We start from the raw sequence: 24,960 nt of genomic DNA, 5'->3' as shown, positions 1-24,960 counted from the left end.
GATGAAGATGCGGTTTGTTCCCCTTGTTGTCAGCAGCTGTCTTTTCCTGACGTCCTGCATGGTCGGACCGGAATACAGGCCGGACAGGATGAAAGTGCCGGGCCATTTTGCCAGTGAGCCCCACCCCGCCACCAAGGAGGAAATTGCCGAGACGGAAGCCAACCTCCGGGACTGGTGGGCGCAGTTTCACGATCCTGTTCTGGACAGACTGGTGGAGCAGACCATCAGAGGGAATTACGACCTTCAGGTGGCCACCCAGCATGTTCTGGCTGAGCAGTCTGTCCGGCGGCAGGCACAGGCCAACTGGTATCCCCAGCTGGATGCCAATGCGGGTGGGGGAGACAACCGCTACTCCATCAATGTTGACAACTGGCCCCTGCGCCCGGGCAACCCGAACAATCACCCCCATGCGTCTGTGCTGACCTATGGTGCCCGGGCAAGCTGGGAGATTGATGTTTTTGGCCATATCTCCCGGCAGGTGCAGGAGCGTAAGAGGCTGGTGGAAGTCAGCATCGAGGAGCGGCGGGGGCTGCTGCTCTCTCTGCTGAGCCAGCTGGTGACAGACTATGTTGAGCTGCGGACCATCCAGACCCGCATGAGCGTGACAGAGGATTCCATCCGCACGGCTCGGGACAGTACCCAGCTGGTGGAGAGGCTCTTCAATAATGGCGTCGGCAATACGCTGGCCATTGCCCAGTCCCGGACGGAGGAACATGCCGAGCTGGCTCGTCTGCCCCCCCTGCGGGCGCGGCAGGAGCAGCTCATCCATGCCATCAACGTGCTGATGGGTGAGATGCCCGGTAAGGAACAGCCTGATCTTGAAGAGCGGCGGCCCATCCCGACCCTGCCCCCGTTCCCGGCCATGCTGCCTTCCACCGTGCTGACCAACCGGCCCGACATCCGTTCGGCCGAGCGGCGCTATGCGGCGAGCGTCTCCCGCATCGGAATCACGATTTCCAATCTGTATCCCAATTTCAGCATCCCGCTGACCTTCAATCCCAATGCCTCTGCCGCCTATCAGGCGTTCCAGATTGGAGGGATGAGCTGGAATGTCATGATGATGGCCTCCCTGCCCATCCTGCATGGGGGTAAATACAGCGCCCAGATCGCCCAGGCCAGAAGTGAGGCGGAGGCCAGTCGCCTGCAATATCGTCAGACCGTTCTGAATGCTTTTCGGGAAGTGGAAGACAGCCTCGATGACTGGCATCAGGACAACGAGCTGGTGCGGGAAGAACGGGAGGCCGCCACGCAGGCCGGTCTGGCCCTGTCCCGTGCCCGCAAGCTCTATGCCGCCGGGCTGACGGGCTATCTGGATGTTCTCAACTCCCAGCAGACCTACCTGTCCCGCCGGGTGGCCGCCGTGTCGGCTACCGGCAAGCGCATGGATGATGCCATCTCGCTCTACATTGCTTTCGGTGCCGGTTGGCAGGGGCGGGAACTTTCCAACACCACCCTGAAGGTGGAACAGCATGAGAGCAAGGACATGATCCTGCGGGCCTTTAGCCGTTAGGTCATATCTGGCTGGCGGGTGTCCCGGTAAGCCTGCATCGTGCCGAACCGCAGATTGAGGGCCTGTGTTCCTCCTGCCCGGTCGGGCACGTCCAGCGTCACGGTCGGGTCCAGCCGCATGGCGTCGTGCCCGGCGAGATGGACGATGCCGACAGGGCGGTGCGGAAAAGTGACCTCGCAGAGCAGGCCCGTTCGTGAGTCGATCTGCCACGGTCCCAGATAATTGCATCCGGCAGGCATCAGGGCGGTGGCGTAGCCATCGTGATAGCTTGTCAGGGCCATGGCGAGCTGGCCGGAGCTGAATATCTTGCCGTGCCGCAGGGCTTCTTCCTGCCAGTGGCGGAGCCGGGGCCAGTGCGGAGCCGTGCGGGAGAGGGCGAAAACACCGGCATTGAGGGTGGGGCGCACGCCGATATGACGGCATATCGCCCGGGGCAGCCGGGCCAGACGGGAATTCTTGTACAGGATGGTGCGGAGCTGCACGAGGCCGAAGGGCAGCCAGCGCAGCCGGAACAGCGGCTTGTGCAGGAAGAGTTCCGGCGTGATGGCCAGAGCGTGCGGCGTCTGCTCGGCGGCCTGGAAGAGAAGCTCCACGGCCTGACAGTCCTGCACCCAGGCATCTGCATCGATCCATACCAGTGTGTCATGCTCCGGGAAGAGCTGGTCCAGCCACATCTTGGAGAGTTCGATGGCCAGATTGGGACGCCTGCGCATGGCCCATCGTGAGACATGAGGAAAGGCTCTCGGGGTACGGACAGTGATGCCATTCTGCTCCAGCCATGTGACCTGTTTCCGCTTCAGCCCGCCATCAATGCAGGCGACCGGCAGCCCGGTCAGCTCCGGGAAGCGGCGGATGGAAGCGACCAGCTCCTGAAGCAGGGGAAAATAACGGCTGTCGCTGCCTGTAATGATGAGGCGGCGGGAAAGGTTGGCAGGGGAGGGGCTGTCAGCATGCAGCATGAAGAACTGTCTTTCGGCAAGGTCTGGGAAAGTGTCGGGAAATGCACGGGCAAAAATTCATTCTCTATTGACCTTACCTTACAGGCACACCACTTCTTTGGGAAAGAAAGGTTTTTTCCATGACAGGCACACCAGTACAGTCAGCCGCCGATTTCCTGCGCCCCCGGGTGCAGACCCTCATCAGGGAGGCGGAAGCTGCTGGCTATTCCAGAAGCAGGGTTCTGGCCGTGCTGATCGACCTGCTGGATGATACGGATCTGGAGGATACAGGACAGTAATGGCGACTGACCCATATAAGGTTCTTGGCGTAAGCAGTACAGCGTCGGAGAAAGAAATCCGCAGCGCCTACCGTCGGCTGGTCAAGCAGTATCACCCCGACCGCAACCCCGGTGATACCAAGGCGGAGGAGCGCTTCAAGGAGATTGGCAAGGCGTACGAGATTGTCGGTGACGAGGAGAAGCGCGCCCAGTTCGATCGTGGCGAGATCGATGCGGATGGCCAGATGAGGGGTCCCTTTGGCGGGGGCGGTTTTGGTGGCGGTGCCGGGGCCGGTGGCCCAGGTGGTGGCTTTGGCGGATTTGGCGGTTTCTCGGGCGGTGGTTTCAATCCGGAGGATCTGGGGGACATTTTCGGTGCCTTTGGTGGCGGGGGCGGTGGTTTCCGGTCTGCCCGTCCCCGGCGGGGCGAGGACCTGCATGGCGAGCTGCGTATCAGCATGGAGGAATGTGCTCTTGGTACCCGGCGTGATGTCAGCCTTGGTGGAGGGCGTGAGGTGTCCGTCACCATTCCTGCGGGCATCGAGGATGGCAAGACGCTTCGTCTGCGGGGGAAAGGTCAGCCGGGGCAGCCCGGCATGGATGGTCGGCCCGGCCCTGCCGGGGATGTGCTGCTGAAGATTCATGTGGCGGAAGACCCCTATTACAGGCGTGAGGGGCGGAATTTGCGTGTCACGCAGGATGTTGACCTCCATACGGCCATTCTGGGTGGCAAGGTGCATGTCCGTACCCCGGGTGGAACGGTGGCGCTGAAGGTCAAGCCACATTCTGACAGTGGCACGGTCCTGCGTTTGACTGGTCGTGGTATTGCGGCGGATAAACGGCATGAGGCGGGAAATCTGCTGGTGACCCTGCGTGTTGTGCTGGGGACCATTTCGCCGGAGCTGGAAGCCCTCGTGCGGCGTGAAGCCGAGGAGAAAACGGAGAGCTGAGGGCCAGTCCCTGCTGGAGTGTGGTGTGTGGCAGGGTGGTGAAAAAGGAAGGCAGGCCCTCTGTCCCGCTTTGGGATGTGAAGGGCCTGCCTCTGGTGTGTTGGTGATGGCCCTGCAAGGGGTTGGGAGTGGCGGGGAAAGGACGGGTTAGCCATGGTCTGGGGGATGTCTTTCTGGCTGCGTGTCAGACAGTCCAGCGTTCTGGGAGCATTGGTGGCCATCGTGTTTGTGGTGGCCCTGTGTGTGCTGGGCCTGGTGGGGATTGCCCATGTGGATGGGTTCCACCTCGCAGGGGGCTGATTTTTGCGCTAGTGAGGAGGGAGCCAGTGTCCTTCCCGTAACGGAGTAGCGTGCCCTCATGACCGATCAGCAACATTCTGCGGCGTCCTTTTTTGTCGCACGGCGGCAGGCTTTTGCTGTCGTCATGGCCATCGAGCTGTGGGAGCGTTTCGGTTATTACGGCATGCAGGCTGTCCTGACCGTTTTCATGGTCACCCAGCTGCACATGCGGGATCATGACGTTAACCTCATGCAGGGGGGACTGGGATTTTTCATCTACAGTCTTCCTGTTTTGGGGGGGCTTCTGGGGGATCAGTGCCTCGGGACAAGACCCACCATGCTTGTGGGGGCCTTCGGGCTGACAGCCGGATATGGTCTTCTGGCCATGTCTCTTGGCAGTCAGGCTGTTTTCCTTCCGGCCCTGACACTGATTGCCCTCTCCAACGGGTTGTTCAAACCCAATGCGGGGACGCTCGTTCGGCGCATTTACGCCGGGGATGGCACGGCACTGGATGCCGCTTTCACACTCTACTATATGGCCATCAATGTTGGGTCGACCGTCTCCATGCTGCTGATGCCGTGGCTCCAGCAGCGCTATGGGGCGGCTGTGGCCTTTCTGGCCTGTGCCGGGGGGCTGCTGGTCGGGCTTGGCTATTATGCAATGCGGGCCGGGCGTATGCGGCGGTTTCTTGCCGCACGGGCGGTTGAGGCAGTCCGGCGGCATGGGCCATCCTCCATGCCTGTTCCTCTGGTGGAGCGTCTTTCCACTCCCGTGCTGAAAGGGGCGCTGGGCGCTGGAATCCTGCTGGCCCTGCTGGTGGTCTGGGGATTTTGCACATGGGTGCTGTATAGCCCGGCGCTGGTCCAGCTCTGCATCATTCTGGCAGGGGTGGGGCTTCTTCTGCTCTGGGTCTGGCTTTATGTGCGGGCGAAGGACGGTGAACGGCCCGGTCTGCTGCTGACCTACATCCTCTGTGCTCAGACAATGGCCTACCAGATCTTCTACCAGCAGATGCAGACCTCCCTGACACTGTTTGCCATGCGGGATGTCTCTGGCGTGTACCAGCTGGGGTCATGGCGGCTGTTCACCATGTCGGCAGGCCAGTTCCAGGCGCTCAATCCGATCGCTGTCATGTTGTTCAGCCCGCTGCTGGCATGGCTGTACCGTCGTCATGCGGGTAGGGGGCAGGATGCTTCACCCGCCATCAAGATACTGCTCGGTTATGGCTTGGTCGCTCTGGCTTTTTGCATCTGGTGGTTGGCCGCTGGCCATAGCACGGGGCTTGTTTCGCCGTGGGTCATGGTGGCCGGGTATGGCACCATGTCCCTCGGGGAGCTGCTGACCATCGGTCTTGGGTTGGCCATTGTGGCCCGTTATGCCCCGGCCCGTGTCAGCGCAGTGCTGATGGGGGCCCTGTTCCTGCTCTGGGGGGTCGGCATGTATCTGGGGAGCCTGGTGGCTGATCTCGCCAGTGTTCCGGCCGATGGTGGGGGCAGCCTGGCGGGTTATGCTGCCCTGTTCCGGGAACTGTTTCTGGGGTGTGTGGGGCTGTGTGTTGTGCTGGCCCTGCTTCTGCCGCTGACCCGCCGCCTCGGGCAACAGCATCGTAGCTGGACGGTAAATAAACCGGCAACGGTCACATGAACTTGAAGAGGTGGATGACGACTGATCTGGTATAGACAGATTTCACCACTGGAAGTCAGCGATAAAATTTATATAAAGGGACGTGTCATCCTTTGCCGCAGTGCCGCTTGTGGCCTGTCTGGCATTGTCGTGCTGAAGGCTGCCATGGCGCATCTGGCCTTCAGGTTCCTGTCCTGATCAACGGCTATGAAGGCTAATCTATGCGTGGAATGTGGCAAAAGGCTGGTACAGCAGCAGTAGGTGTCGCTTGGATGCTGGGAGCCCATGCCGTTTTTGCGCAGGATGCTGCCGGGCCGGCTGCCGTGAAGGAGAAAGCGGCAGCAGGTGGGGAGATCACGACGGCCCAGAGGGATGAGCTGTTGAAGGAGCGGAATTACGGTGCGCCTGCAAGGGATGAGCAGCGTGCTTTCGGGTCCGTGCCTCTCCCGATCCCGGGTGACGTCTTCTCCCGCGGGGCCAGCGAGCAGGCTTCACCAGAGAAGCAGAAGGGGCTTTTCCCCAACAGCTGGCACGATTTTGCCAATCAGGATGGGTTTTTTGGTGACCCCTGGGGCGCACGGAGCTGGCTGGCCGATCATGGCGTGACGATCGGCGGGCGTTACTTTCAGGACACCGCAGGGAATCCGTTCGGGGGGAAATCCCGTGCAGTCCGCTATGCGGATGAAGAGGCCCTGTCTCTGGATTTCAACCTGAAGAAGCTGCTGGGCATTGCCTTCAATGCGGGCACATTGCACTTCCTGACACTGGCCCGTCAGGGGGCTGGGCTGGGAAACACGTTGCCGGCTGTTGACAGCCCGATGGAAATTTACGGGGCCGGTGAGACCATGCGCCTTGGCCGCCTCAGCTGGGAAATGCACTGGAACAAGTACGTACATACCGAGGTTGGTGAGATCAACACGGAGAATGACTTCGAGCAGTCTTCCACCTATTGGGGGGCCAACCTGTACTGCCAGTTCCAGAACAACGGCATCTGCGGGATGCCGCAGTCCATTGCCATGAATTCGGGTTACGGCTTCTATCCGACGGCCCATCCCGGTGCGTGGATCAAGCTCTATCCGGCGGGGAATGACCATTATCTGGTGCAGTTCGGGGCCTACAGTGTGGACCCGACGATCACCGGCGTGCGGAATGGCTGGAAGATGAACCTGCACGGGGCGACAGGTACCTATCTGCCGTTCCAGCTGGGCTGGCATCGGGGCGGGACGGATGATTATAGCGGCCCGTTACAGACGAACGTGAAGATCGGCGGCTATTGGGACACGTCCGAGGTCAAGAACGTCTATGGCCAGATGGGAACATATTACATTCCGGCTTCTGCGGCGCAGGATGCGCCCGTCTCCAAGGTGAGGGGCCGGTTTGGTGGGTGGTTCCAGTTTGACCGCATGTTGCAGCGGGATGGAGCGGACCCGCACCGGGGAACGGCGTTTTTTGCCTCCTTCACATGGGGCGATCCCCGCACGGCCATTGCGCCCTATTTTGTGACGGCGGGTATTACCCGGAAGGGAACGTTCGCCAGCCGCCCCAATGATACAATCAGTTTTGGCATGAAGGCCCTCTGGGCCAATCCGAAGGTCACACACTGGATCGAACATCTCCAGCACACGGGCCGGGGTGCCGGGCTGTATGCTCCGCATTCGGAAGAAGCCATCGAACTCAATTATGGATACTGGCCCACACGCTGGCTGCTGCTGCGGCCCGGCTTGCAGTATCTCTGGAGTCCCGGTGCTCTGAAACGGTACAAGGATGCCATGCTGATTGATCTGGAATCAGCCATTTCTTTCTGAGGTCATCCCGCCTGCTGCAGGTCACAAAAGGTCGTCTTTGGGACGGCCTTTTTTTATTTTTGGCAGCAGAATATCACTTTTCATCCCATTCTGTCTGTTCTGGATATTGTCCCGCTTTTCAGAAGGTGGATATACTTACGATACCGGAACAATAGGTGGGGTGGCTCAATGCGGTATTGGCAGTATCTTCTGGTGGTCGGGGTGTGCGGTGGAGCTGTGTCATGGCTGGAAGGCGCACAGGCCGCTCCCAGCGAGCAGGGGGGGCCCGTTCAGGCCACGCTGGCCGGCACGTCCTCTTCTTCCGTCCCGGCAGCTCCATCACCTGCCCCGGTGGCGGCCCCCAGTGCCGTCCAGCCTGCCGCACCGGCCGGGAAGAGCTGGTTTTCCGACATTGATGTCGGTCTCCAGATTGAGGGCGGGGCCATGGCCAATACCGGCCATCCTGGAAATGGCATGAATTTCGGTCAGCTTCTCCAGTCCCACAGTGATACGGGGATGCTCAATCAGGTCGCCCTGACCATCACCAAACCCGTTGACCCGATTGGTGACGGTTACGGGCTGGGGGCGAACATCCAGATGCTTTATGGTTCTGATGCCAGAGCTTACGTCATCACGGGGATTTCAGACCGCTGGCTGGATCATCACCGCTACCAGCTTACCCCCATTCAGGCCAACATCGCCCTGCATATGCCGTGGCTGACGAAAGACGGGCTGGACATGCAGCTGGGCATCCTGTCCTCCCCCATGGGGGTGGAGGTGCTGAATCCGGCAGGGCGGGCCTTCTACACCATGTCCTATACGGCGCAGTATTCCAATCCGTTCGAGCATGTCGGCTTCTATGGGCAGTGGCACCTGAATTCGCATTACGCTGTTCTGTTCGGGATGGATGCCGGGAACCAGAAATCATTTGGCCGGGGCAACAACAATGGCGAACCGGCCGGTTATGTGGGCTTCAATGCCAGCCAGCTGGCAGGAGGTGCCCTGTCCCTGACCTATCTGCTGCGTGTCGGGCCGGAAGACCCCCGCCGTGCGCTGGGCAGCCACCGGGCGCATGAGGCGCAGCGTTTCTGGAACGACCTCAACGCCACATGGCAGATCAACCCCAAATGGAGCCTGACAGCCGAGGCCACGCAGGTTCATGATGAGGGGCTGGATGCCAATACATGGAGCGGCGTCATCTGGGGAGCCTATGCGGCAACATCCACCCTGACCTTCAATGCCCGGGCGGAAGTCTATCGGGACAGCACGGGCCAGTTTGTCGTGCAGTACCCGGAGGACACAGGCTATGGCCGGTCACTGCTCGGCCTGCCCGCCCGGACCTACAGCGCCCCGGCAACGACGTATGGCGACCTGTCCTTCAATGCCGTGTGGCGGCCGAATATCGGCCATCATGTCAAGCTGCTTCAGATCCGTCCGGAAATCCGGTTTGACCGTTCGTTGAACAACACCCGGCCTTTTGCGGATTTCCGGCATCAGAACCGTATTCTGATTGGCGGAGACGTGACGCTCGGTTTCTGAGGGGGAATTTCAGCCACGCCCCCGGTATCCGGGCACATCCTGTGCGGGAATCCAGACATCGTCCGGGGCGGGGCCTGTCTGCCAGAAGACGTCGATCGGCATCCCGCCACGAGGGTACCAGTAGGCCCCGATGCGCAGCCATTCCGGGTCCAGCAGTTCGACAAGGCGTGTGGCGATGGTTACCGAGCAGTCTTCATGGAAGGCTCCGTGATTGCGGAAACTGGTGAGGTAGAGCTTGAGGGACTTGCTCTCCACGATCCAGTCCCGTGGGATGTAGTCGATGACGATATGGGCAAAGTCCGGCTGTCCCGTCACCGGGCAAAGGGAGGTGAATTCCGGAGCGGTGAAACGGACAACATAACGCCGCCCTTTATGGGGAGCCGGGACACGCTCCAGCTCGGCGGTTTCAGGCGACTCCGGCTGTACGGTCTGTCGGCCAAGCTGGCTGAGGCTTTCCGTGCCGGGGGCGGTGGGGCCTTTGGGGGGATGGGTGGTCATGAAACGGCTCCTTTTCTGCTGGAATGAGAAAGATGAAGGCATGAAATACGATGCTGCATGGCTTGATACACGGTTCGGATTTGCAAAAAAATCAGTTTCGGTGCAGTAAGGGCACCATTCTGTCCCAATCTGTCACTTCCTGAAAGATCGTCCATGGACATCCGTAACATTGCCATTATTGCCCATGTCGATCATGGGAAAACAACACTCGTGGATCAGCTGCTCCAGCAGTCCGGCACCTTCCGTGAGAATCAGGCCGTCACCGAGCGTGCGATGGACAGCAATGATCTCGAGCGTGAGCGCGGGATCACCATCCTGGCCAAATGTACTTCCGTCGTGTGGAAGAACACCCGTATCAACATCATCGACACCCCGGGCCATGCCGACTTCGGTGGTGAGGTGGAGCGCATCCTGAGCATGGTCGATGGGGCCGTGATTCTGGTGGATGCCGCCGAAGGTGCCCTGCCGCAGACCAAGTTCGTGCTGGGCAAGGCCCTGGCCCGTGGTCTGCGTCCGATGGTTGTCGTCAACAAGGTGGACCGTGGCGACGCCCGCCCGGACGAGGTGCATGACGAGGTGTTTGACCTCTTCGCCGCCCTCGGTGCCAATGACGAGCAGCTGGACTTCCCGATGCTGTATGCGTCCGGCCGCCAGGGCTGGGCGGATACGGAGCTGGAAGGCCCCCGTGAGAACCTGCACCCGCTGTTCGACCTCGTCCTGAAGCATGTGCCCAGCCCGGGCCTGGACAAGGACAAGCCGTTCGCCATGGTCTCCACCATTCTGGAGAGCGACAACTTCCTTGGCCGTATCCTGACAGGCCGCATCGAGCAGGGCCGTGCGAAGGTGAACATGCCCATCCGTGCCCTGCGGGCTGATGGCAGCGTGGTCGAGACAGGCCGCATCACCAAGCTTCTGTCCTTCCGTGGTCTGGACCGTGTGCCCGTCGAGGAAGCCGAAGCGGGCGACATCGTGGCCATTGCCGGTCTCTCCGAGGCCACCATTCCCGACACGCTGGCCGAGCCGTCCATCGAGGAGCCGCTGCCCTCCACACCGATCGACCCGCCGACCCTTTCCATGACCTTCCGCATCAATGATGGTCCGCTGGGTGGCCGTGAGGGCAAGAAGGTGACGTCCCGCCAGATCCGTGACCGTCTCTTCAAGGAGACGGAAGGCAACGTGGCCATCAAGGTGACGGACAGCCCGGAAAGCGAGGCTTTCGAGGTTGCCGGTCGTGGTGAGCTGCAGCTGGGCGTGCTGATCGAGAACATGCGTCGTGAGGGTTTCGAGCTGACCATCGGCCGTCCCCGTGTGCTGTTCCGTGAGAATCCGGAAACGGGTGAGCAGGAAGAGCCGTTCGAGGAAGTCGTCATCGATGTGGACGAGCCTTATTCCGGCGTGGTCGTGGAGAAGATGTCCCTGCGCAAGGGCGTGATGCAGGACATGCGTCAGTCCGGCGGTGACAAGGTCCGCCTGACCTTCATGATCCCCTCCCGTGGTCTGATCGGCTATCACGGCGAGTTCCTGACCGATACCCGCGGGTCCGGTCTGATGAACCGTCTCTTCCACTCCTACCAGCCGCATGCTGGTGCGATTGAAGGCCGCCGCAACGGCTCCCTGATCTCTGCCGAGGATGGTGCGACGACTCCGTATGCGCTTTTCTCCCTTCAGGATCGTGGGACGCTCTTCGTGGATGCGGGTGAGAAGATCTACACCGGCATGATCCTCGGTGAGCATTCCCGTGAGAATGATCTGGAAGTGAACGCCGTGCGTGAGAAGAAGCTCACGAACATGCGTGCCTCCGGCAAGGATGATGCCGTCGTGCTGGTTCCGCCCCGCAAGATGAGCCTCGAGCAGGCCATTGCCTACATCGAGGATGACGAGCTGGTGGAGGTCACGCCGTCTGCCATCCGTCTGCGCAAGCGTTATCTGGACCCGCACGAGCGCAAGCGTGCCGCCCGTGGTGCGAAGGGCTGAGGCCCGGACTTCCGTTTTGGGTCATGAAAAAGGCCGGGGCGTCTGCTCCGGCCTTTTTCCATGTCAGGCTGTATCAGATGTCTGCCCCTCTGTGGCATGATGGCGGGGCTTCACAAGGGAAGAAGGGAAAATGTCATGACCAAGAGTCTCTATGCGACCATGAAAGCCCTGCCCGGCCACCGGGAGAAGGTGGCCAGCCTGCTGACGGCTCTGGCCGAGAACGTGCGGGCCGAGCCGGGTTGCGTGCGGTTCGTGGTGTACACGCTGGAAGATGAGCCGGACCTGTTCCATGTCGAGGAAAGCTACCGGGATGAGGCGGCCTTCAAGGCCCATATGGGGACCGAGCATGGCCGTGTGTTCAACAAGGCCATCGAAACCCTTGTTGAAGGTGGTGCCTCCAGGGTCGTGTTCCTGAAGGGCGTTGCCTGAACGGGGACCATCCGGCAGACGAAAAAAAGCAGGTGTCCCGTCATAGGGCACCTGCTTTTTTCATGGGCGGTGGGTGGGGGAGCCGTATCAGGGCGTGCCCGGCTGGCCCCGGCTTGTGGAATGTTCAAAGCGCAGGGCCTTGTCAGGATGGGCGACATGGTGGGCCGCATGGGCGGCCACGGCTCCCTCCGAGAAGCCCTGAAGGATCAGCTTCATCTTGCCGGGATACTGGGCCACGTCGCCAATGGCGAAGATGCCTTCCAGACTGGTCTGCATGGTGGCGGGATTCACAGGGATGGTGCTGCGCTGTGTCTCCAGCCCCCATGCGGCCACCGGGCCAAGGTCGGTTGAGAGACCGTAGAAAGGCAGCAGCACGTCCGCTTCCAGAGAGCGGACCGTGTCATCCATGGCGATGAGGTCCACATGGGTCAGCTGGCCGTTTTCGCCCTTCAGGCCGTGCAGCTGGTAGGGAACGGCTTTTTCGATGGCCCCGGCGGTGATCTTGGCCTCGATCTGCGCCAGTGTCTCCGGTGCCCCACGGAAGCGGTCCCGCCGGTGGACGAGATAGACCTTTTCGGCAATGTCGGAGAGGGAGAGGGCCCAGTCCAGCGCAGAATCTCCGCCCCCGGCCACAACGATGCGTTTGCCGGTGAAGTCGGCCCGTTTTTTCACATAATACTGCACGGCCCCGCTGCGCTCATAAGCGTCCAGCCCGTCCAGCGGAGGGCGGTTTGGCCCGAAGGCACCAGCACCGGCAGCGATGATGATGGCCTTGGCATGGATAGTATCGCCACGCTCATTCTTCAGGGTGAAGGCCCCCGGCCCACCTTCCAGATGGCTGACCCGGCTGCCGAGAAGGCGGGGCACGTTGAAGGGAGCGATCTGCTCTTCAAGGGCGGCAATCAGGTCACCTCCGGTGATGGAGGGATGGGCCGGAATGTCGTAGATCGGTTTTTCCGGGTACAGGGCCGCACATTGCCCGCCCACACTGTCCAGAACATCCGTCAGGATGCAGTCCAAGCGTAACATCCGGCATTCAAAGGCGGCAAAAAGTGCCGTGGGGCCTGCGCCAATGATGGCGACATCTGTCGTGTGGGAAGAAGCTGCATGTGTCATGCTGGTATTCATAAGCATTTTTTTGCCGCTCGAGTAGAGGTTTGTTTGGCCATGTGAGCCCGGAACAGGCCCCATTGGCTGGTTCTGCTGAGAGAAACGGCCGGGGGTTGTGGGGCTCCCTCTTGTGTCCGGGGGAGGCTTCAGCAATGCTGGCGCCTGTTACGGGTAGCGATACGGGGCGTTGTGTCTGATGGACGTGCATCTTTCTTCTCAGCAGCAGACAGTGCTTCTGGCACGGCATCTTGCGGACATGGTGCGACAGGGGGACTGTTTGGCCCTTCAGGGTGAGATGGGAGCCGGCAAAAGTACGTTTGCCCGGGCACTGATCCGCCATATGGCTGGTGATGAGGCTCTGGAGGTCCCCAGCCCGACCTTTGCGCTTGTCCAGCCTTACGAGACGAAAGCCGGAACGGTGTTCCATTATGACCTCTGGCGACTTTCCGGGCCGGATGAACTTTATGAACTCTCATGGGATGATGCCTGTGAAAGCATCATGCTGGTGGAGTGGCCCGATCGTGCTGAGGATATGCTGCCAGCCGGAGCCCTGCATCTGACATTTGCGCAGGGGACCGGCGAGGAGGCCCGCATCGTGACCCTGCATGGCTGGCCGGAGGAACGGTTGAAGGCCCTGTCCTCTTTTTCTGAAGGGAGGAGAGGCTGATGGGACAGGCACATCCGCTCAATATTGCAACCATTCCGGCATCCTGTCCGTTTCTGGATACGGTCGTGCAGAACTGGCTGGAGCGTGTGGGGGTGGAGGCTGGCCCGGACGGGCGCAGCGGTGGTGACAATGGCACGATTCTGGTGCCTGGCCGCCGTGTGGCCCGTGCCTTGATGGAAGCCTTCCTGCGGGTTCTGGATGGCCGTCCGGCCCTGCTGCCTGCCATCGTGGCTCTGGGAGATGTGGAGCAGCAGAGCCTGTTTCCCATGACGGTTGATGAGACTGTTCCGCCTTCTGTGGGACCGGTTTTCCGGCTGGCCATTCTGGCCCGGCTGATTCTGGCGGCACCTTTTTTCACGACCGTATCAGGCCGGGACGGCGGTACGATCGACCGGGTCTGGCCGCTGGCGCAGGCTCTGGCAGAGCTGATGGATGATGCCGAGCGGAATGGTGTGGACTTATATGAAGCCCTGCCGAAAGCCGTGGCTGATGATTTTGCCGGACACTGGCAGAAGACGCTGGAGTTCCTTCGGATCGTCACGGAAGCATGGCCTGCCATTCTACGGGAGGAAGAGCGTAGCAACATCATGGCCCGTCAGGTCGCCCTGATTGAGGCGCAGGCCCGCCTCTGGGCGGATATGCCGCCGGATTATCCGCTCTGGGCCGTAGGCTTTGTGGATGGGTCTGCCGGGGTGGCCACGGCGCTGGAGGCTGTGGCGGCCCTGCCACGAGGCATGGTGGTCTTTCAGGGGCTGGATTGCGGCATGGAGGATGAGTGGTGGAACCAGCTTCCTCCCACCCATCCACAGGCCCTGTTTCGTGAATTCCTGTCCCGGGCCGGGATAAATCGGGCGGATATTGCCATATGGGGATATCCGCTGCGGCCGGAGCGGGAAAATCTTTTCCAGCATGTCATGTTGCCAGAGGCAGGCATTGCCTGCTGGGGGCAGCCGGTGGGTGATGTCCGTCCTTCTGGCATCAGTCTGCTGCCAGCAGCGGATTCGCAGCAGGAAGCGCAGGCCATTGCCCTGATCCTGCGGGACGTGGCCAGCCAGCCGGGGCGTTCCGGTGCTCTTGTGACGCCGGATCGTGGTTTGGCCGACCGTGTCCGGGCGGAGCTTCTGCGTTTTGGTATCCATGCGGATGATAGTGCAGGAGAGCCGCTGGTCCGTACCCCTGCGGCCGTATTCCTGCGGCTGATCGCCCAGGCCGTGACGGCCCGGTTCAGCCCGGTGGCATTGCTGTCCGTTCTCAAGCATCCGCTGGCAGCTCTGGGGGGGAGTCCCGGCCGTGCCCGGGCCAGTGCCCGCCTTCTGGAAAGGCGGCTGCTACGGGGGCCGGCTCCCCAGCCGGGGCTGGATGGACTGCGCCATGCTCTTGAGGCTTTGCAGGAGGCGCAGCAGACGGATAATGGCTATCAGGCCGATGCACCAGACAGCCCGGAACGCCTCGCAATATTTCTGGACAGGATGGAAGAAGCGTTCAGGCCCCTGCTGGGGCTGGAGTCAACCGCCCGTGTGCCAGAGCTTCTGGCTGCCCTTCTGGAGACAGCCGAACAGCTCGCAGCGGTGGAGGGTGAGGGGTACGAGGCTGACCAGCCCCGCCCTGGGTCCCGCCTCTGGCTGGGGGAAGATGGCGGGGCCCTGTCCCGGCATTTTGTGGAGCTGATGAGCCATACGGGGGACTTGCCACCCCAGCCCCTGAGGGCACTGGAGGGGTTTCTGACGGCCAGCATGGCGGGCAAGACTTTGACAGGGCTGCGGGGCTACCAGGGGGGTGTGGAACTCGCCCATCCCCGAATCTCCATCTATGGCGTGCTGGAAGCCCGCCTGCTGGCTTTTGATACCGTCATTCTGGGAGGGCTGAATGAAGGCAGCTGGCCTCCCGCAGCGGAATCCGGCCCGTGGATGAGCCGCCCGATGCGCCAGCGTGTCGGCCTGCCGTCACCGGAGCGGCGGATTGGTGCACAGGCGCATGACTTTGTATCTGCTGCCCTGTCGTCGGAGCAGGTCATCCTGTCCAATGCCCAGCGGCGGGAAGGGTCACCCGCCGTCCCGGCCCGGTGGCTGATGCGCCTTTCAGCGTTTCTGGAAGGGAGGCAGATCACGCTTCCCGTTCACCCGGCACTGGCGTGGCAGACCATGCTGGACATGCCTGCCGGGGAGGCAAAGCCCGTAGCTCCCCCCAAGCCACGGCCTCCCCTGTCTCTGCGCCCCCGGCGGCTGAGCATTACCCAGCTGGATACGCTCAAGCTGGACCCTTACACCATCTATGCCCGTCATGTGCTGGGGCTGAAGGTTCTGGCCCCGCTGGAAGAAGGGGCGGAACACGCCGATTACGGGAAGATCGTCCATACGGCTCTGGAGCGCATGATCAGGGAGCATCCCGGTACATGGCCGGCCCATGCGGCACAGATTCTGCACCGTCATTTTGATGATGCCCTTGATGAGGCCCTGGTGAATCCGGCTCTTGCCAGCTGGTGGCGGCCTCGCCTGCATCGTATTGCCGACTGGGTACTGGCGCAGGAGCACTGGCGTCATGTGGGGCGGCTGAACTGTACGTCTCATACAGAGGTCTCTCTGGCCTATACGCTACGGGGCCTGCCGGGTGGTGACTTCCATATTACAGGACGGGCCGACCGGATTGATCTGTGGAATACGCCGGGGCAGGAGGACACCACGGGGCGCATCCTTGATTACAAGACAGGAACACCCCCTGAAAGCAACGAGGTGATCGCAGGCTGGTCATCCCAGCTGGTGCTGGAGGCTGCCTTCCTGAAAGAGGGTGCTTTCGAAGGCCTGCCTGCCGTGGAAACGGACGCGTTGGCCTATTGGAAACTGAGCGGCGGAGAGGAACCCGGCAAGGAAGTGGTTATTCCCTCCGTGAAGGCAAAAGTGACGCTGGGTGATCTGGTTGGCCCGGCTCTTGAGCAGCTGCGGACTCTTCTGACGGATTATGACGATCCATCCCGGCCTTACCGGTCTCAGCCATGGGCAGGGAAAGAGCACCGTTACAGCGATTACACCCAGCTTGCCCGTGTGGCGGAATGGCGTCTGGCAGGAGACGATTAAGAATGATCCAGCTTGCATCACAGGGACAGGATAACCATCAGCGGGCCCTGAAAGAGGCCAATACGGCACAGAAAAAGGCCTCGAATCCCATGGCTTCCGTCTTTGTGTCGGCCTCGGCAGGGTCGGGGAAGACAAAGCTGCTGATTGACCGGCTGTTACGTCTCATGCTGCCACTGGAACAGATTGGTGAGGATGGGCAGCCTGTCCTTCTGGACGGGTCGGAGCCTTCCCGCATCCTGTGCCTGACCTATACGAAAGCCGCTGCTGCTGAGATGGCGCATCGTCTGCAAAGCCATCTCGGTCGCTGGGTGTCTCTTTCAGATGAAAGACTGGGAGAGGCACTGACTGCACTGGATGTGCCCAACACGGCTGCTACGCGGGAGTGTGCCCGTGGGCTGTTCCTGAAAGTGCTGGATGCGCCGGGCGGTTTGCAGATTGAAACCATTCATGCCTTCTGCCAGTCCCTTCTGCGGCGCTTCCCACTGGAGGCAGAGCTGGACCCGCATTTCGTCCTGATGGAAGAGGCGGACGGACAGATGGCCCTTCGCCGTGCGCTGGAGGACAGTCTGGCGCAGAATCAGGACCCTGTGCAGGTTCTGGCAGGCCTGACCGGTTTTGACAGGCTGATGGGCCTGCTTGGGCAGTTCAATGCTCAGTCAGGTCTGCTTCAGCCCCTGTTGCGGCTTTGGGAGATGTGGCCGGAGCGGGTGCAAGAGGCCTATCAGGGGCTTCTTGATGTAGGGAGCGAGTTTTCAGAGGTTCTGAAGGTCGAAGCCTGCCAGCTGGAAGATGAAGCGGCATGGCGGGCGGACATTCAGGCAGCTTTGCCGCAGCTGGCGCCTTCCAAAAGGGAAAAGTTCGAAACGTTCCTGAGATGGCTGGAGTGTGACAATCCTGCCGAGCGGGATGATGCCTTCCTGCTGTCGCTCCTGTTCACGCAGAAAGGCGGGGTCATGGACATGAGCCGCCATCTGGGGGCCAAGGCCCGCAAGGCGGCCCCTGATTTGGTACAGCGTCTTCTGGATGAAGCCAGACGCCAGCAGGAGATGCAGGAGCGCATCCGTACCCAGCGGCTTCTGGAGATCAACACGGCTTTTCTGTCCCTTGCCCTGCCGGTCATGGGGCGTTTTGCCGATGAGAAAAGAAACCGTGGCACGGTCGATTATAATGATCTGATCGCCCGGACGAGGGCTGTCCTGCGGGAGCCGGGGGCAGCATGGGTGCTGTACAAGCTGGATGGCGGTATAGACCATCTTCTGCTGGATGAGGTGCAGGACAATTCCGGCCTGCAATGGGAAATTGCCGGGGCCCTGACGACAGATTTTTTCTCTGGTTCCGGCGTGCGGGAGGACATGCCCCGTCCCCGGACCATCTTTGCGGTGGGGGATTTCAAGCAGTCCATCTACAGTTTCCAGGGCGCAGAGCCGGAACAGTTCCACAAATGGCGGCAGGAATTCGCTCGCCGTGTGAAGAATGCCGGTCTTCTCTGGGAGGAACCTCAGCTCAATGTATCGTTCCGGTCCCTCTCGCCGGTTCTGAAATTTGTTGATGCCGTTTTTGCGGGAGAGGCTGCACGGGACGGCCTGCGGGAGCCGGGGGAAGATGGCAGGCTCATCCACCGTTCGGCCCGGTCCGGCGGTGGGGGGCGTGTGGAGCTGTGGCCTCTGGTACCTGTGGATGGTACAGTCGGAGAAGTGCCTGATCCATGGCGTGCGCCGGAGAAGAACGAGGATCAGCGTAGCACCCAGCAGCGTCTGGCCGATGCGCTGGCCACGCATATACGGGCGCAGATCGGCCGTCCGCTCCAGTCGGACACGGCCCCGCTGAAGGCCGGAGAGGTGATGATTCTGGTGCCCAAGCGCTCCGCCTTCCTGCGGGCGCTGATTCGGGCTCTGAAGGCACGGGATGTGCCGGTGGCCAGCTTCATCAGCAGCGGGCTGGTGGAGCAGCCAGCCGTGCAGGACCTGATGACTCTCTGTGATGCGCTGCTTCTGCCGCAGGATGATCTCAGTCTGGCCAGCGTGCTGACATCCCCCCTTGGTGGGTTGAGTGATGAGTCTCTCATGGCCCTGGCCACGGCGGATGGGCAGCGGCGTGAGCTGGGGCGGGGCGGGATGCCGCTCTGGAGTCTTCTGGCCCGGCGGCATGAGGAGCGGCCGGAATGGCGGGCGGCATGGGAGCGGTTGCAGGCCCTATACAAACGTGTGGATTATGATTCACCCTACGAGATTCTCATGCAGGCGCTGGGTGTGCAGGGGGGACGGACCCGCCTTCTGGCCCGTCTTGGTGCTGAAGCTGCCGAACCGGTGGATGAACTGTTGACGGTCGCCCTGACATATGAAACTCAGCATCCGCCATCCCTCCAGGGTTTCCTGCACTGGCTGCGTGCCAGTACGGTGGAGAGCAAGCGTGAGGTGGAGGCCGAGATTGATGCCGTGCGCATCATGACGGTCCATCGGTCCAAGGGGTTGCAGGCCCGTCTGGTCATTCTGCCTGATATGACAGGGACGGCTGGCCGGCCTGACCCTCTGCTCTGGACAGAGCTGGATGCCGATATGCCGGAGGGTGGCCTTGCGGATGATGCGTTACATGGGCCGCTCTGGATACCACAGGTCAAGATGGGGACGGAGCGGACACGGGAGCTTCTGGCACACCAGCAGGCCCGCCAGAAGGAGGAGAAGAACCGTCTGCTCTACGTGGCTCTGACACGTGCCAGTGATGCGCTGCTCATCTGTGGCTGGAAGCCAAAGAAGAACAGCAGTCAGAGCTGTTGGTATGATCATTGTCTGGCTGGCATGAACCGTCTGAAAGAGCAACTGGGAGAGGAGGCTGTCGGTTCGTCCGGGGATGGGCATGATGATCTGGAGAGTCTCTTCCGGGTGGGATTGACGGTGAAGGATGAACCTTTCGCAGGAGACTGGGAGGGGGAAAGTCTTGTGCTGGAGATGCCCGTCATGGCTTCGGCAGTAGCGGGGATACGTCCCGATGCGGCGCCGGTCCGGCCTGCTCTGCCTGCTTGGATGGGACAGGCACCGGACTGGCAGGTGACCCCTGCCCCCCATGAGGATGCCCTGGCCCGTCCGCTGGCCCCAAGCCGACCGGAAGCGGCGGCCTATGGGCCATTGCCTGCGGCCCGGTCCCCTTTGGAGATCATGCGGGAGGGGCTGGTCATTCCACAGCCGGCCCGTCGCCGTCAGGATGCCATGGAGCGGGGGACGCTGGTTCACAGGCTGCTCCAGTTCCTGCCGGACCTGCCCGCATCAGAGCGGCGGCTGAAGGCCGAAGCATGGCTGCGGCATACCATGCCGGGGTTGGCGGAGGAGGACGTGACCAGTCTGGCAGGGCATGTGGTTTCTGTCGTGGAGATGGATGTTCTTGCGCCGCTTTTCGGGCCGGGGAGCCGGGCCGAGCAGGGTGTGTCCGGTACGCTGGGCCGCCCGGGGGACGGGTCGGGACGGGTCGTGCTGGGGCAGGTGGACCGCTTCCGCTTTGATGGACAGACGGTCTGGCTCTGCGATTACAAGACGGGCCGCCCCCCATCCCGGCCGGAGCGTGTACCATCGGCCTATCTGGGGCAGATGGCCAGCTACCGGCGTGTCATGCAGGGGCTGTATCCCCATTGTCCCGTGCGGTGTTTCATTGTCTGGGTGGATGGGCCTGCCGTGACGGAGCTGCCGGAGTCTCTGCTGGATGCACAGGAAAACCTCCCCCGATGACCGGGGCATGGCATGATGTCTGTTACCCTCTGTTTATCATAGAGAAAACATATTACGCTGCACGGCAATACCTGTTTCTCAAGTAGATGGTCCATCTGCGAAGGTAACAGTACCGGAGAAGTCATGATTGCATGAGGGCGTATGAGGCCCCGGTCATGGTGGGGTGTGCTGCTGGTCACTGCGTCTGATCTATGGCAGAGACACTACAGGTGAGATCGTGTTTGTGTGGGGAAGGATCATATCATGAGCGAGCATACAGTAGCTGTGACGGATCAGAGCTTTGAGGCGGATGTCCTGAAGGCTGAGGGATTTGTTCTGGTGGATTTCTGGGCAGAATGGTGCGGCCCCTGCCGTATGATTGCCCCGGCGCTGGATGAGATCGGCAGGGATTACAAGGGCCGTGTCACGGTGGCAAAGGTGGATATCGACTCCAACCCGGAGACCCCGACGACCTTCGGTGTGCGCAGCATTCCGACGATGATCCTCTTCAAGGCAGGCAAGCCGGTTGCCCAGCAGATGGGCGCCCTGCCGAAGAGCCAGCTCAAGGCATGGCTGGAGGCCCATATCGATTGATGCCGTTTTGCCATGGCGGATGGCATGAGGCCCGGATGGCAGGGGTTACCCTGCTGCCGGGCCGTTTTCATAAAGGGGGAGCGCATGAGGGAGATGGTCAGTTTCCGGCAGACGGTGTAGAATGGCCGCCATGTCAAAAAAGCCTGATTTTCCTGCCCCTGTCATGATCACTACCTCGGCTGGGGTAGCATCCCTCTGTGAGAAGCTGCGTCACGAACCGTTCGTGACGGTGGATACGGAGTTTGTACGGGAAAGAACCTACTGGCCCCGCCTGTGCCTTGTCCAGCTTGGTGGTTGTGAGGATGTTGCCCTGATTGATGCCTGTGTGCCGGGCATTGACCTGTCTCCCTTGGCGGCTCTTCTGGCAGAGCCTGCGTGCGTGAAGGTTTTTCATGCTGCCCGGCAGGACCTTGAGATTTTCCTCCATTTATTCGACCAGCTGCCCGTCAATGTGTTTGATACGCAGGTAGCGGCCATGGTGGCCGGGTTTGGTGAGCAGGTCGGGTATGACAATCTCGTGTCTGCCATGACAGGCCAGGGCATCGACAAGTCACACCGTTTCAGCGACTGGGCAGCCCGGCCTCTTTCAAAGGCGCAGATCGCCTACGCCAGTGCGGATGTGACCCATCTGCGGGTCATTTATGAAAAGCTGTTGGGCCAGCTGGAGGAACAGGGCCGCCTACCCTGGGTGAAGGATGAGCTTGCGGCTTTGGGGGAAGTCAGCCTCTTCCGGCCGGATCCCAGAGGGCTCTGGATGAAGCTGAAACCCCGCACAGGCAACAGGAAGGTACTGGCCGTCCTGCGTGAGGTGGCTGCATGGCGGGAAGAAGCGGCCCAGCAGGCGGATATGCCCCGCCAGCGAATCATTCGTGATGAAAGCCTGCTGGAGATTGCCGTGGCCCGTCCGCATGATAGCGGGACGTTGGCACGGATCCGTGGTGTCACGGCTGATTTTGCCAGAAGTGATCTGGGGCGTGATCTGCTGGCTGCCGTACAGCGGGGGGAGCAGTGCCCGGAGAGCGAGCGGCCGGAACTGCCGCACAAACGCAAGGCGGAGCGGCCCCGTGCGCCTTCCGGTGTGCTGGCTCTGCTCAAGGTTCTTCTTACGGCCCGGAGTGAGGAAGGGCGCGTGGCAGCCCGGCTGATTGCCTCCTCGGATGAGCTGGAGCGCCTGGCGCAGGGGGAGACGGACCTGCCGGTTCTCAAAGGATGGCGGGCCGAACTGTTCGGGCATGAGGCGCAGGCCCTGCTCCGGGGGGAGAAGGTTCTGTTTGTCAGTAAAGGCCAGTTGCAGGTCGTGGACAGGGGATGAAGCCCTGTTGCCCGGAAACTGCGCTGGTGGATGAGCCACACGGCAGGTGAGGAGATGGGGCCGGTTTTGGGTTGGCCCGGTTTCTGCTAAGCATGGTGGGAGACCGCCATGGCTGTGTGCTGTGGGAACGAGTGGAGAAAACGTGGATGGCTATGGAATGGACAGATGAGCTGATCGCGCGGCTCAAGGAGCTTTGGGAGCAGGGTCTCTCAACGGCTGAGATTGGCCGTCAGCTTTCTATTACGAAGAATGCGGTCGTTGGCAAGGCTCATCGCCTTGGGTTGCCGCCTCGTCCGTCTCCCATCCGCAACAAGGCCGCGGCGGAGGGCCCTGCCAAACCGGCACGTACCCGGACCCGCAAGGCCGAGGCCACATCTGAGGCTGTGGAGGAGAAGGCCGCCTCCGCAGCGCCTGCCAAGCCTGTGGAGAAGAAAAAGGCTGCGGCTCCCAAGGTGGTGAAAGTGTCTCCTGCTGCTGCGGAGGAGCCGGCAAAACCAGCCAGTGTCAAGGCGGACAGACCGGCCGGAGCCGAAAAGCCCGCCAAGGCATCAGCTCCGAAAGCAGCTGCAGCGGCTCCTGCTGAAAATCCCAAAGCAGCCGAGCCAGCGGCACGTCCGGCAGCGCCGGTCGCCCAGCGTAAGGTGGCTCCGCCGCGGCGTGTGCGTGATACGATCGATCGCACCTTGCGGCAGGGGCCGACATGCCAGTGGCCTCTCGGAGATCCCGGCACGCCAGATTTCCATTTCTGCGGTGCCACACCACTGCCCGGCAAGCCTTATTGTGCGGAACATGCCGCCATTGCTTATGTGAAGATTCGGGATCGTCGTCACTGAGAGCGTGACTGCGGCTTGCGGGCTGTCATGAAAAAGGCTGCCATCCCGTGCAGGAATGGCAGCCTTTTCCGTTTCCAGATGATGAGGGGGCAGGTCAGCCCTTGAGCTTGCCTGCTGGGGCCTCGGCCGTTTCATGGGGGTGGTTGTGGGGATGGTCTTTCGTGCCAGGCAGTGGTGCGGTGATCATGCCCAGCTTGCCGGTGATCTGCCCGCCTTCTTCCACCTGCAGGCGACGGCATTCCGCATCACCAAGCAGGCGTCCGCTGGCCCGGATGGTGAGCGTGTTGCGAACGGTCAGTTCGCCCTCCAGCGTACCGGAGACTTCTGCACTTCCTGCCTCGACCTTGCCACGGAAGCAGCCGTCTGGGGCGACGGCGAGCTCCTTGACAGTGAGGTGGTCTACCTCAAGCGTGCCTTCAATGATGAGGCGTTCGATGTTTTCGACAGTACCACGGATGGTGATGCCATTATGGACAACCAGCGTACGGGCATTATCGGTGTAGCCGCCTTTGTCCTGACCACTGAAGCGGCTGGAGGAAGCCCGTTGGCGGGGCGCAGAACCGGGCATGGGGGAGGGAGGCGTGGGAAGAGACATGATTTCCTTTGGTCGGGTGGTTGGAGTGGGCTGCATCACGGCAGAGCGGTTGAAACATGATACCGGAACACCGTTCCAGCAGGTGTACGACCCGGATAGAGCCAGAAGATGTTTCTGGCCAGGTGGCGGGACCAGTAAAGGGGGCTTTTTCATAACCTGTCAATGCCGGGTGGCAAAGAGGCATTGATATGCCCGCCACGGGCGTTATGGTATCAGGCTGATCGCCTGAAAACGAAAGAAAGTCGCCATTTATGTCTTCCACTGCTCCCAGATATGACCTTCTCTGCATTGGCAATGCCATTGTGGATGTGCTGGCCACCGTCAGCAGCGAGATGCTGGCCGAGTTTGGTGCCACTCCGGGCAGCATGACCCTGATTGATGCCCCCACGATGGCACGGATCGAACAGCGTATTCGTGTCGAGCAGGTGGCCGGTGGGGGCTCGGCTGCCAACAGTGCCGTTGTGGCTGCCCGTATGGGAACGAAAACGGCCTATCTGGGCAAGGTAGCTGCTGACAGGGCTGGTGAAGAGTTCACGTCTGACATGAAGGCGCAGGGCATTGCCTTTCCGTCTGTTCCGCTCGCTGGTGAAGAGGGAATCCCGACGGCCCGTTGCATTGTGCTGATTACGCCGGATGGTCAGCGTACCATGTTCACCTATCTGGGCGCCTGTGTGGAGTTCACCCCGCAGGATGTGATGGCCGATGTCGTGTCTGGCTCGGCCATCACCTATCTGGAGGGGTATCTGTTCGATCGTCCGCAGGCGCAGGAGGCGTTCTATCAGGCTGCCCGTCTGGCCCATGAGGCGGGGCGCAAAGTGGCCCTGACACTCTCAGATGCGTTCTGCATCCAGCGTCATCAGGCGGCGTTCCGTTCTTTTGTGTCGGAATCGGTTGATATCCTGTTTGCCAATGAAGGGGAAATCCTGGCCCTTTACGAGACGGAAGATTTTGATAAGGCCCTGAAGGCTCTCTCCGGGGATGTGGCGCTGGGTGTCGTGACACGGGGTGAGAAAGGGGCTGTCGTGCAGGCTGGTGCTACACGGCATGATGTTCCGACAAAGCCTGTGAAGGTTGTTGATACGACGGGGGCCGGGGATGCTTTCGCTGCTGGCTTTCTGGCTGGATATGGCCGGAAGCGGTCTCTGGTGGAGTGCGCCACGCTGGGGAATGAGGCCGCAGGCCATGTCATTGCCCGTCTTGGAGGCCGCCCTGATGAAGGCTTCGCCCTGAAAGCCTGAGGCTCATGCAGCCGGGATAGAGAAAGGGCCAGCCCTGCGGTT

General features: G+C 61.3%; 20 protein-coding genes. 16 read left to right on the top strand and 4 right to left on the bottom strand.

The genetic code is table 11. The features are described from left to right. The first annotated feature begins 1 nt into the window (after nucleotide 1). Nucleotides 2-1,510, top strand: coding sequence for an efflux transporter outer membrane subunit (locus GM608_RS07235; RefSeq protein ID WP_086442175.1), 1,509 nt, complete (start codon nucleotides 2-4; stop codon nucleotides 1,508-1,510). On the opposite strand, the gene GM608_RS07230 is transcribed toward GM608_RS07235, so the two are convergent. Further along, the gene (locus GM608_RS07230) at nucleotides 1,507-2,469 is read right to left on the bottom strand and encodes a glycosyl transferase (protein WP_333645310.1); all 963 of its coding nucleotides are present in this window, start codon (nucleotides 2,467-2,469) and stop codon (nucleotides 1,507-1,509) included. The two genes, GM608_RS07235 and GM608_RS07230, sit on opposite strands and share 4 nt — an antisense overlap. 119 nt (nucleotides 2,470-2,588) lie before the next feature. Between GM608_RS07230 and GM608_RS07225 the strand changes: the two genes are divergently transcribed. The 6 genes from GM608_RS07225 to GM608_RS07200 all read left to right on the top strand — a co-directional run bounded on the left by GM608_RS07225 (nucleotide 2,589) and on the right by GM608_RS07200 (nucleotide 8,902). After that, nucleotides 2,589-2,747: a hypothetical protein gene (locus tag GM608_RS07225; protein ID WP_166651579.1), complete on the top strand. Its 159-nt coding sequence runs from the start codon at nucleotides 2,589-2,591 to the stop codon at nucleotides 2,745-2,747. Next, nucleotides 2,747-3,676, top strand: a complete 930-nt coding sequence (locus tag GM608_RS07220) for a DnaJ C-terminal domain-containing protein (RefSeq protein ID WP_043558046.1) — start codon at nucleotides 2,747-2,749, stop codon at nucleotides 3,674-3,676. Before GM608_RS07225 ends, GM608_RS07220 begins: the two co-directional genes overlap by 1 nt. A gap of 153 nt (nucleotides 3,677-3,829) precedes the next feature. Then, complete coding sequence (locus GM608_RS07215; protein ID WP_156878828.1) at nucleotides 3,830-3,976, top strand: hypothetical protein; 147 nt, start codon at nucleotides 3,830-3,832, stop codon at nucleotides 3,974-3,976. Between the two features lie 58 nt (nucleotides 3,977-4,034). Then, nucleotides 4,035-5,600 carry a peptide MFS transporter gene (locus tag GM608_RS07210; protein ID WP_086431322.1) on the top strand — a complete coding sequence of 522 codons (1,566 nt, stop codon included), beginning with the start codon at nucleotides 4,035-4,037 and terminating at the stop codon, nucleotides 5,598-5,600. Nucleotides 5,601-5,851: 251 nt separating this feature from the next. After that, a complete protein-coding gene (locus tag GM608_RS07205) occupies nucleotides 5,852-7,384 on the top strand; it encodes a carbohydrate porin (RefSeq protein WP_333645309.1) in 1,533 nt (510 codons plus the stop codon). Between the two features lie 168 nt (nucleotides 7,385-7,552). Further along, nucleotides 7,553-8,902, top strand: a complete 1,350-nt coding sequence (locus GM608_RS07200; RefSeq protein WP_081562818.1) for an outer membrane beta-barrel protein — start codon at nucleotides 7,553-7,555, stop codon at nucleotides 8,900-8,902. 9 nt (nucleotides 8,903-8,911) lie between these two features. Here GM608_RS07200 and queF read toward each other — a convergent pair whose 3' ends face one another. Then, a complete protein-coding gene (queF, locus tag GM608_RS07195) occupies nucleotides 8,912-9,400 on the bottom strand; it encodes a preQ(1) synthase (protein WP_043558053.1) in 489 nt (162 codons plus the stop codon). A gap of 153 nt (nucleotides 9,401-9,553) precedes the next feature. Between queF and typA the strand changes: the two genes are divergently transcribed. Beyond that, entirely contained in the window at nucleotides 9,554-11,374 is a 1,821-nt protein-coding gene (gene typA / locus GM608_RS07190; RefSeq protein ID WP_043558056.1) for a translational GTPase TypA, read from the top strand. A 135-nt stretch (nucleotides 11,375-11,509) separates the two neighbouring features. Next, the gene (locus GM608_RS07185; protein ID WP_043558466.1) at nucleotides 11,510-11,803 is read left to right on the top strand and encodes a putative quinol monooxygenase; all 294 of its coding nucleotides are present in this window, start codon (nucleotides 11,510-11,512) and stop codon (nucleotides 11,801-11,803) included. Between the two features lie 87 nt (nucleotides 11,804-11,890). On the opposite strand, the gene GM608_RS07180 is transcribed toward GM608_RS07185, so the two are convergent. Next, complete coding sequence (locus tag GM608_RS07180; RefSeq protein ID WP_043558469.1) at nucleotides 11,891-12,919, bottom strand: NAD(P)/FAD-dependent oxidoreductase; 1,029 nt, start codon at nucleotides 12,917-12,919, stop codon at nucleotides 11,891-11,893. Nucleotides 12,920-13,109: 190 nt separating this feature from the next. On the opposite strand from GM608_RS07180, the gene tsaE reads away from it, so the two are divergent. The 6 genes from tsaE to GM608_RS07150 all read left to right on the top strand — a co-directional run bounded on the left by tsaE (nucleotide 13,110) and on the right by GM608_RS07150 (nucleotide 23,085). Then, a complete protein-coding gene (gene tsaE, locus GM608_RS07175; protein WP_043558472.1) occupies nucleotides 13,110-13,580 on the top strand; it encodes a tRNA (adenosine(37)-N6)-threonylcarbamoyltransferase complex ATPase subunit type 1 TsaE in 471 nt (156 codons plus the stop codon). Beyond that, complete coding sequence (gene addB, locus GM608_RS07170) at nucleotides 13,580-16,651, top strand: double-strand break repair protein AddB (RefSeq protein ID WP_333645307.1); 3,072 nt, start codon at nucleotides 13,580-13,582, stop codon at nucleotides 16,649-16,651. The genes tsaE and addB overlap by 1 nt, the downstream gene beginning before the upstream one ends. Nucleotides 16,652-16,653: 2 nt before the next feature. Beyond that, nucleotides 16,654-20,367, top strand: coding sequence for a double-strand break repair helicase AddA (gene addA / locus GM608_RS07165; RefSeq protein ID WP_333645306.1), 3,714 nt, complete (start codon nucleotides 16,654-16,656; stop codon nucleotides 20,365-20,367). 243 nt (nucleotides 20,368-20,610) lie between these two features. Next, complete coding sequence (gene trxA, locus GM608_RS07160; RefSeq protein ID WP_043558061.1) at nucleotides 20,611-20,940, top strand: thioredoxin TrxA; 330 nt, start codon at nucleotides 20,611-20,613, stop codon at nucleotides 20,938-20,940. A gap of 121 nt (nucleotides 20,941-21,061) precedes the next feature. Beyond that, nucleotides 21,062-22,252, top strand: coding sequence for a ribonuclease D (gene rnd, locus GM608_RS07155; protein ID WP_081562814.1), 1,191 nt, complete (start codon nucleotides 21,062-21,064; stop codon nucleotides 22,250-22,252). Between the two features lie 152 nt (nucleotides 22,253-22,404). Then, nucleotides 22,405-23,085, top strand: coding sequence for a GcrA family cell cycle regulator (locus GM608_RS07150; RefSeq protein WP_333645305.1), 681 nt, complete (start codon nucleotides 22,405-22,407; stop codon nucleotides 23,083-23,085). A 94-nt stretch (nucleotides 23,086-23,179) separates the two neighbouring features. Here GM608_RS07150 and GM608_RS07145 read toward each other — a convergent pair whose 3' ends face one another. After that, on the bottom strand, nucleotides 23,180-23,680 hold the full coding sequence (locus GM608_RS07145; protein ID WP_043558067.1) for a polymer-forming cytoskeletal protein: 501 nt from the start codon (nucleotides 23,678-23,680) through the stop codon (nucleotides 23,180-23,182). 251 nt (nucleotides 23,681-23,931) lie between these two features. On the opposite strand from GM608_RS07145, the gene GM608_RS07140 reads away from it, so the two are divergent. Beyond that, the gene (locus GM608_RS07140) at nucleotides 23,932-24,918 is read left to right on the top strand and encodes an adenosine kinase (protein ID WP_333645304.1); all 987 of its coding nucleotides are present in this window, start codon (nucleotides 23,932-23,934) and stop codon (nucleotides 24,916-24,918) included. Nucleotides 24,919-24,960 lie beyond the last annotated feature (42 nt).

The organism is Bombella sp. ESL0380 (assembly GCF_009725805.1).
Lineage (GTDB): Bacteria > Pseudomonadota > Alphaproteobacteria > Acetobacterales > Acetobacteraceae > Bombella > Bombella apis.
This window is presented reverse-complemented; position numbering and strand designations above follow the sequence as displayed.

Excerpts from the sequence above, each read along its gene's own strand:
- typA (WP_043558056.1), top strand. The coding sequence starts at position 9,554 with ATGGACATCCGTAACATTGCCATTATTGCCCATGTCGATCATGGGAAA.
- GM608_RS07145 (WP_043558067.1), bottom strand. The coding sequence starts at position 23,680 with ATGTCTCTTCCCACGCCTCCCTCCCCCATGCCCGGTTCTGCGCCCCGC.
- trxA (WP_043558061.1), top strand. The coding sequence starts at position 20,611 with ATGAGCGAGCATACAGTAGCTGTGACGGATCAGAGCTTTGAGGCGGAT.
- addA (WP_333645306.1), top strand. The coding sequence starts at position 16,654 with ATGATCCAGCTTGCATCACAGGGACAGGATAACCATCAGCGGGCCCTG.
- GM608_RS07210 (WP_086431322.1), top strand. The coding sequence starts at position 4,035 with ATGACCGATCAGCAACATTCTGCGGCGTCCTTTTTTGTCGCACGGCGG.
- GM608_RS07230 (WP_333645310.1), bottom strand. The coding sequence starts at position 2,469 with ATGCTGCATGCTGACAGCCCCTCCCCTGCCAACCTTTCCCGCCGCCTC.
- GM608_RS07205 (WP_333645309.1), top strand. The coding sequence starts at position 5,852 with ATGCTGGGAGCCCATGCCGTTTTTGCGCAGGATGCTGCCGGGCCGGCT.
- GM608_RS07180 (WP_043558469.1), bottom strand. The coding sequence starts at position 12,919 with ATGACACATGCAGCTTCTTCCCACACGACAGATGTCGCCATCATTGGC.
- GM608_RS07225 (WP_166651579.1), top strand. The coding sequence starts at position 2,589 with ATGACAGGCACACCAGTACAGTCAGCCGCCGATTTCCTGCGCCCCCGG.
- GM608_RS07200 (WP_081562818.1), top strand. The coding sequence starts at position 7,553 with ATGCGGTATTGGCAGTATCTTCTGGTGGTCGGGGTGTGCGGTGGAGCT.
- GM608_RS07215 (WP_156878828.1), top strand. The coding sequence starts at position 3,830 with ATGGTCTGGGGGATGTCTTTCTGGCTGCGTGTCAGACAGTCCAGCGTT.
- addB (WP_333645307.1), top strand. The coding sequence starts at position 13,580 with ATGGGACAGGCACATCCGCTCAATATTGCAACCATTCCGGCATCCTGT.
- GM608_RS07220 (WP_043558046.1), top strand. The coding sequence starts at position 2,747 with ATGGCGACTGACCCATATAAGGTTCTTGGCGTAAGCAGTACAGCGTCG.
- GM608_RS07235 (WP_086442175.1), top strand. The coding sequence starts at position 2 with ATGAAGATGCGGTTTGTTCCCCTTGTTGTCAGCAGCTGTCTTTTCCTG.
- tsaE (WP_043558472.1), top strand. The coding sequence starts at position 13,110 with ATGGACGTGCATCTTTCTTCTCAGCAGCAGACAGTGCTTCTGGCACGG.
- GM608_RS07185 (WP_043558466.1), top strand. The coding sequence starts at position 11,510 with ATGACCAAGAGTCTCTATGCGACCATGAAAGCCCTGCCCGGCCACCGG.
- GM608_RS07150 (WP_333645305.1), top strand. The coding sequence starts at position 22,405 with ATGGAATGGACAGATGAGCTGATCGCGCGGCTCAAGGAGCTTTGGGAG.
- GM608_RS07140 (WP_333645304.1), top strand. The coding sequence starts at position 23,932 with ATGTCTTCCACTGCTCCCAGATATGACCTTCTCTGCATTGGCAATGCC.
- rnd (WP_081562814.1), top strand. The coding sequence starts at position 21,062 with ATGGCCGCCATGTCAAAAAAGCCTGATTTTCCTGCCCCTGTCATGATC.
- queF (WP_043558053.1), bottom strand. The coding sequence starts at position 9,400 with ATGACCACCCATCCCCCCAAAGGCCCCACCGCCCCCGGCACGGAAAGC.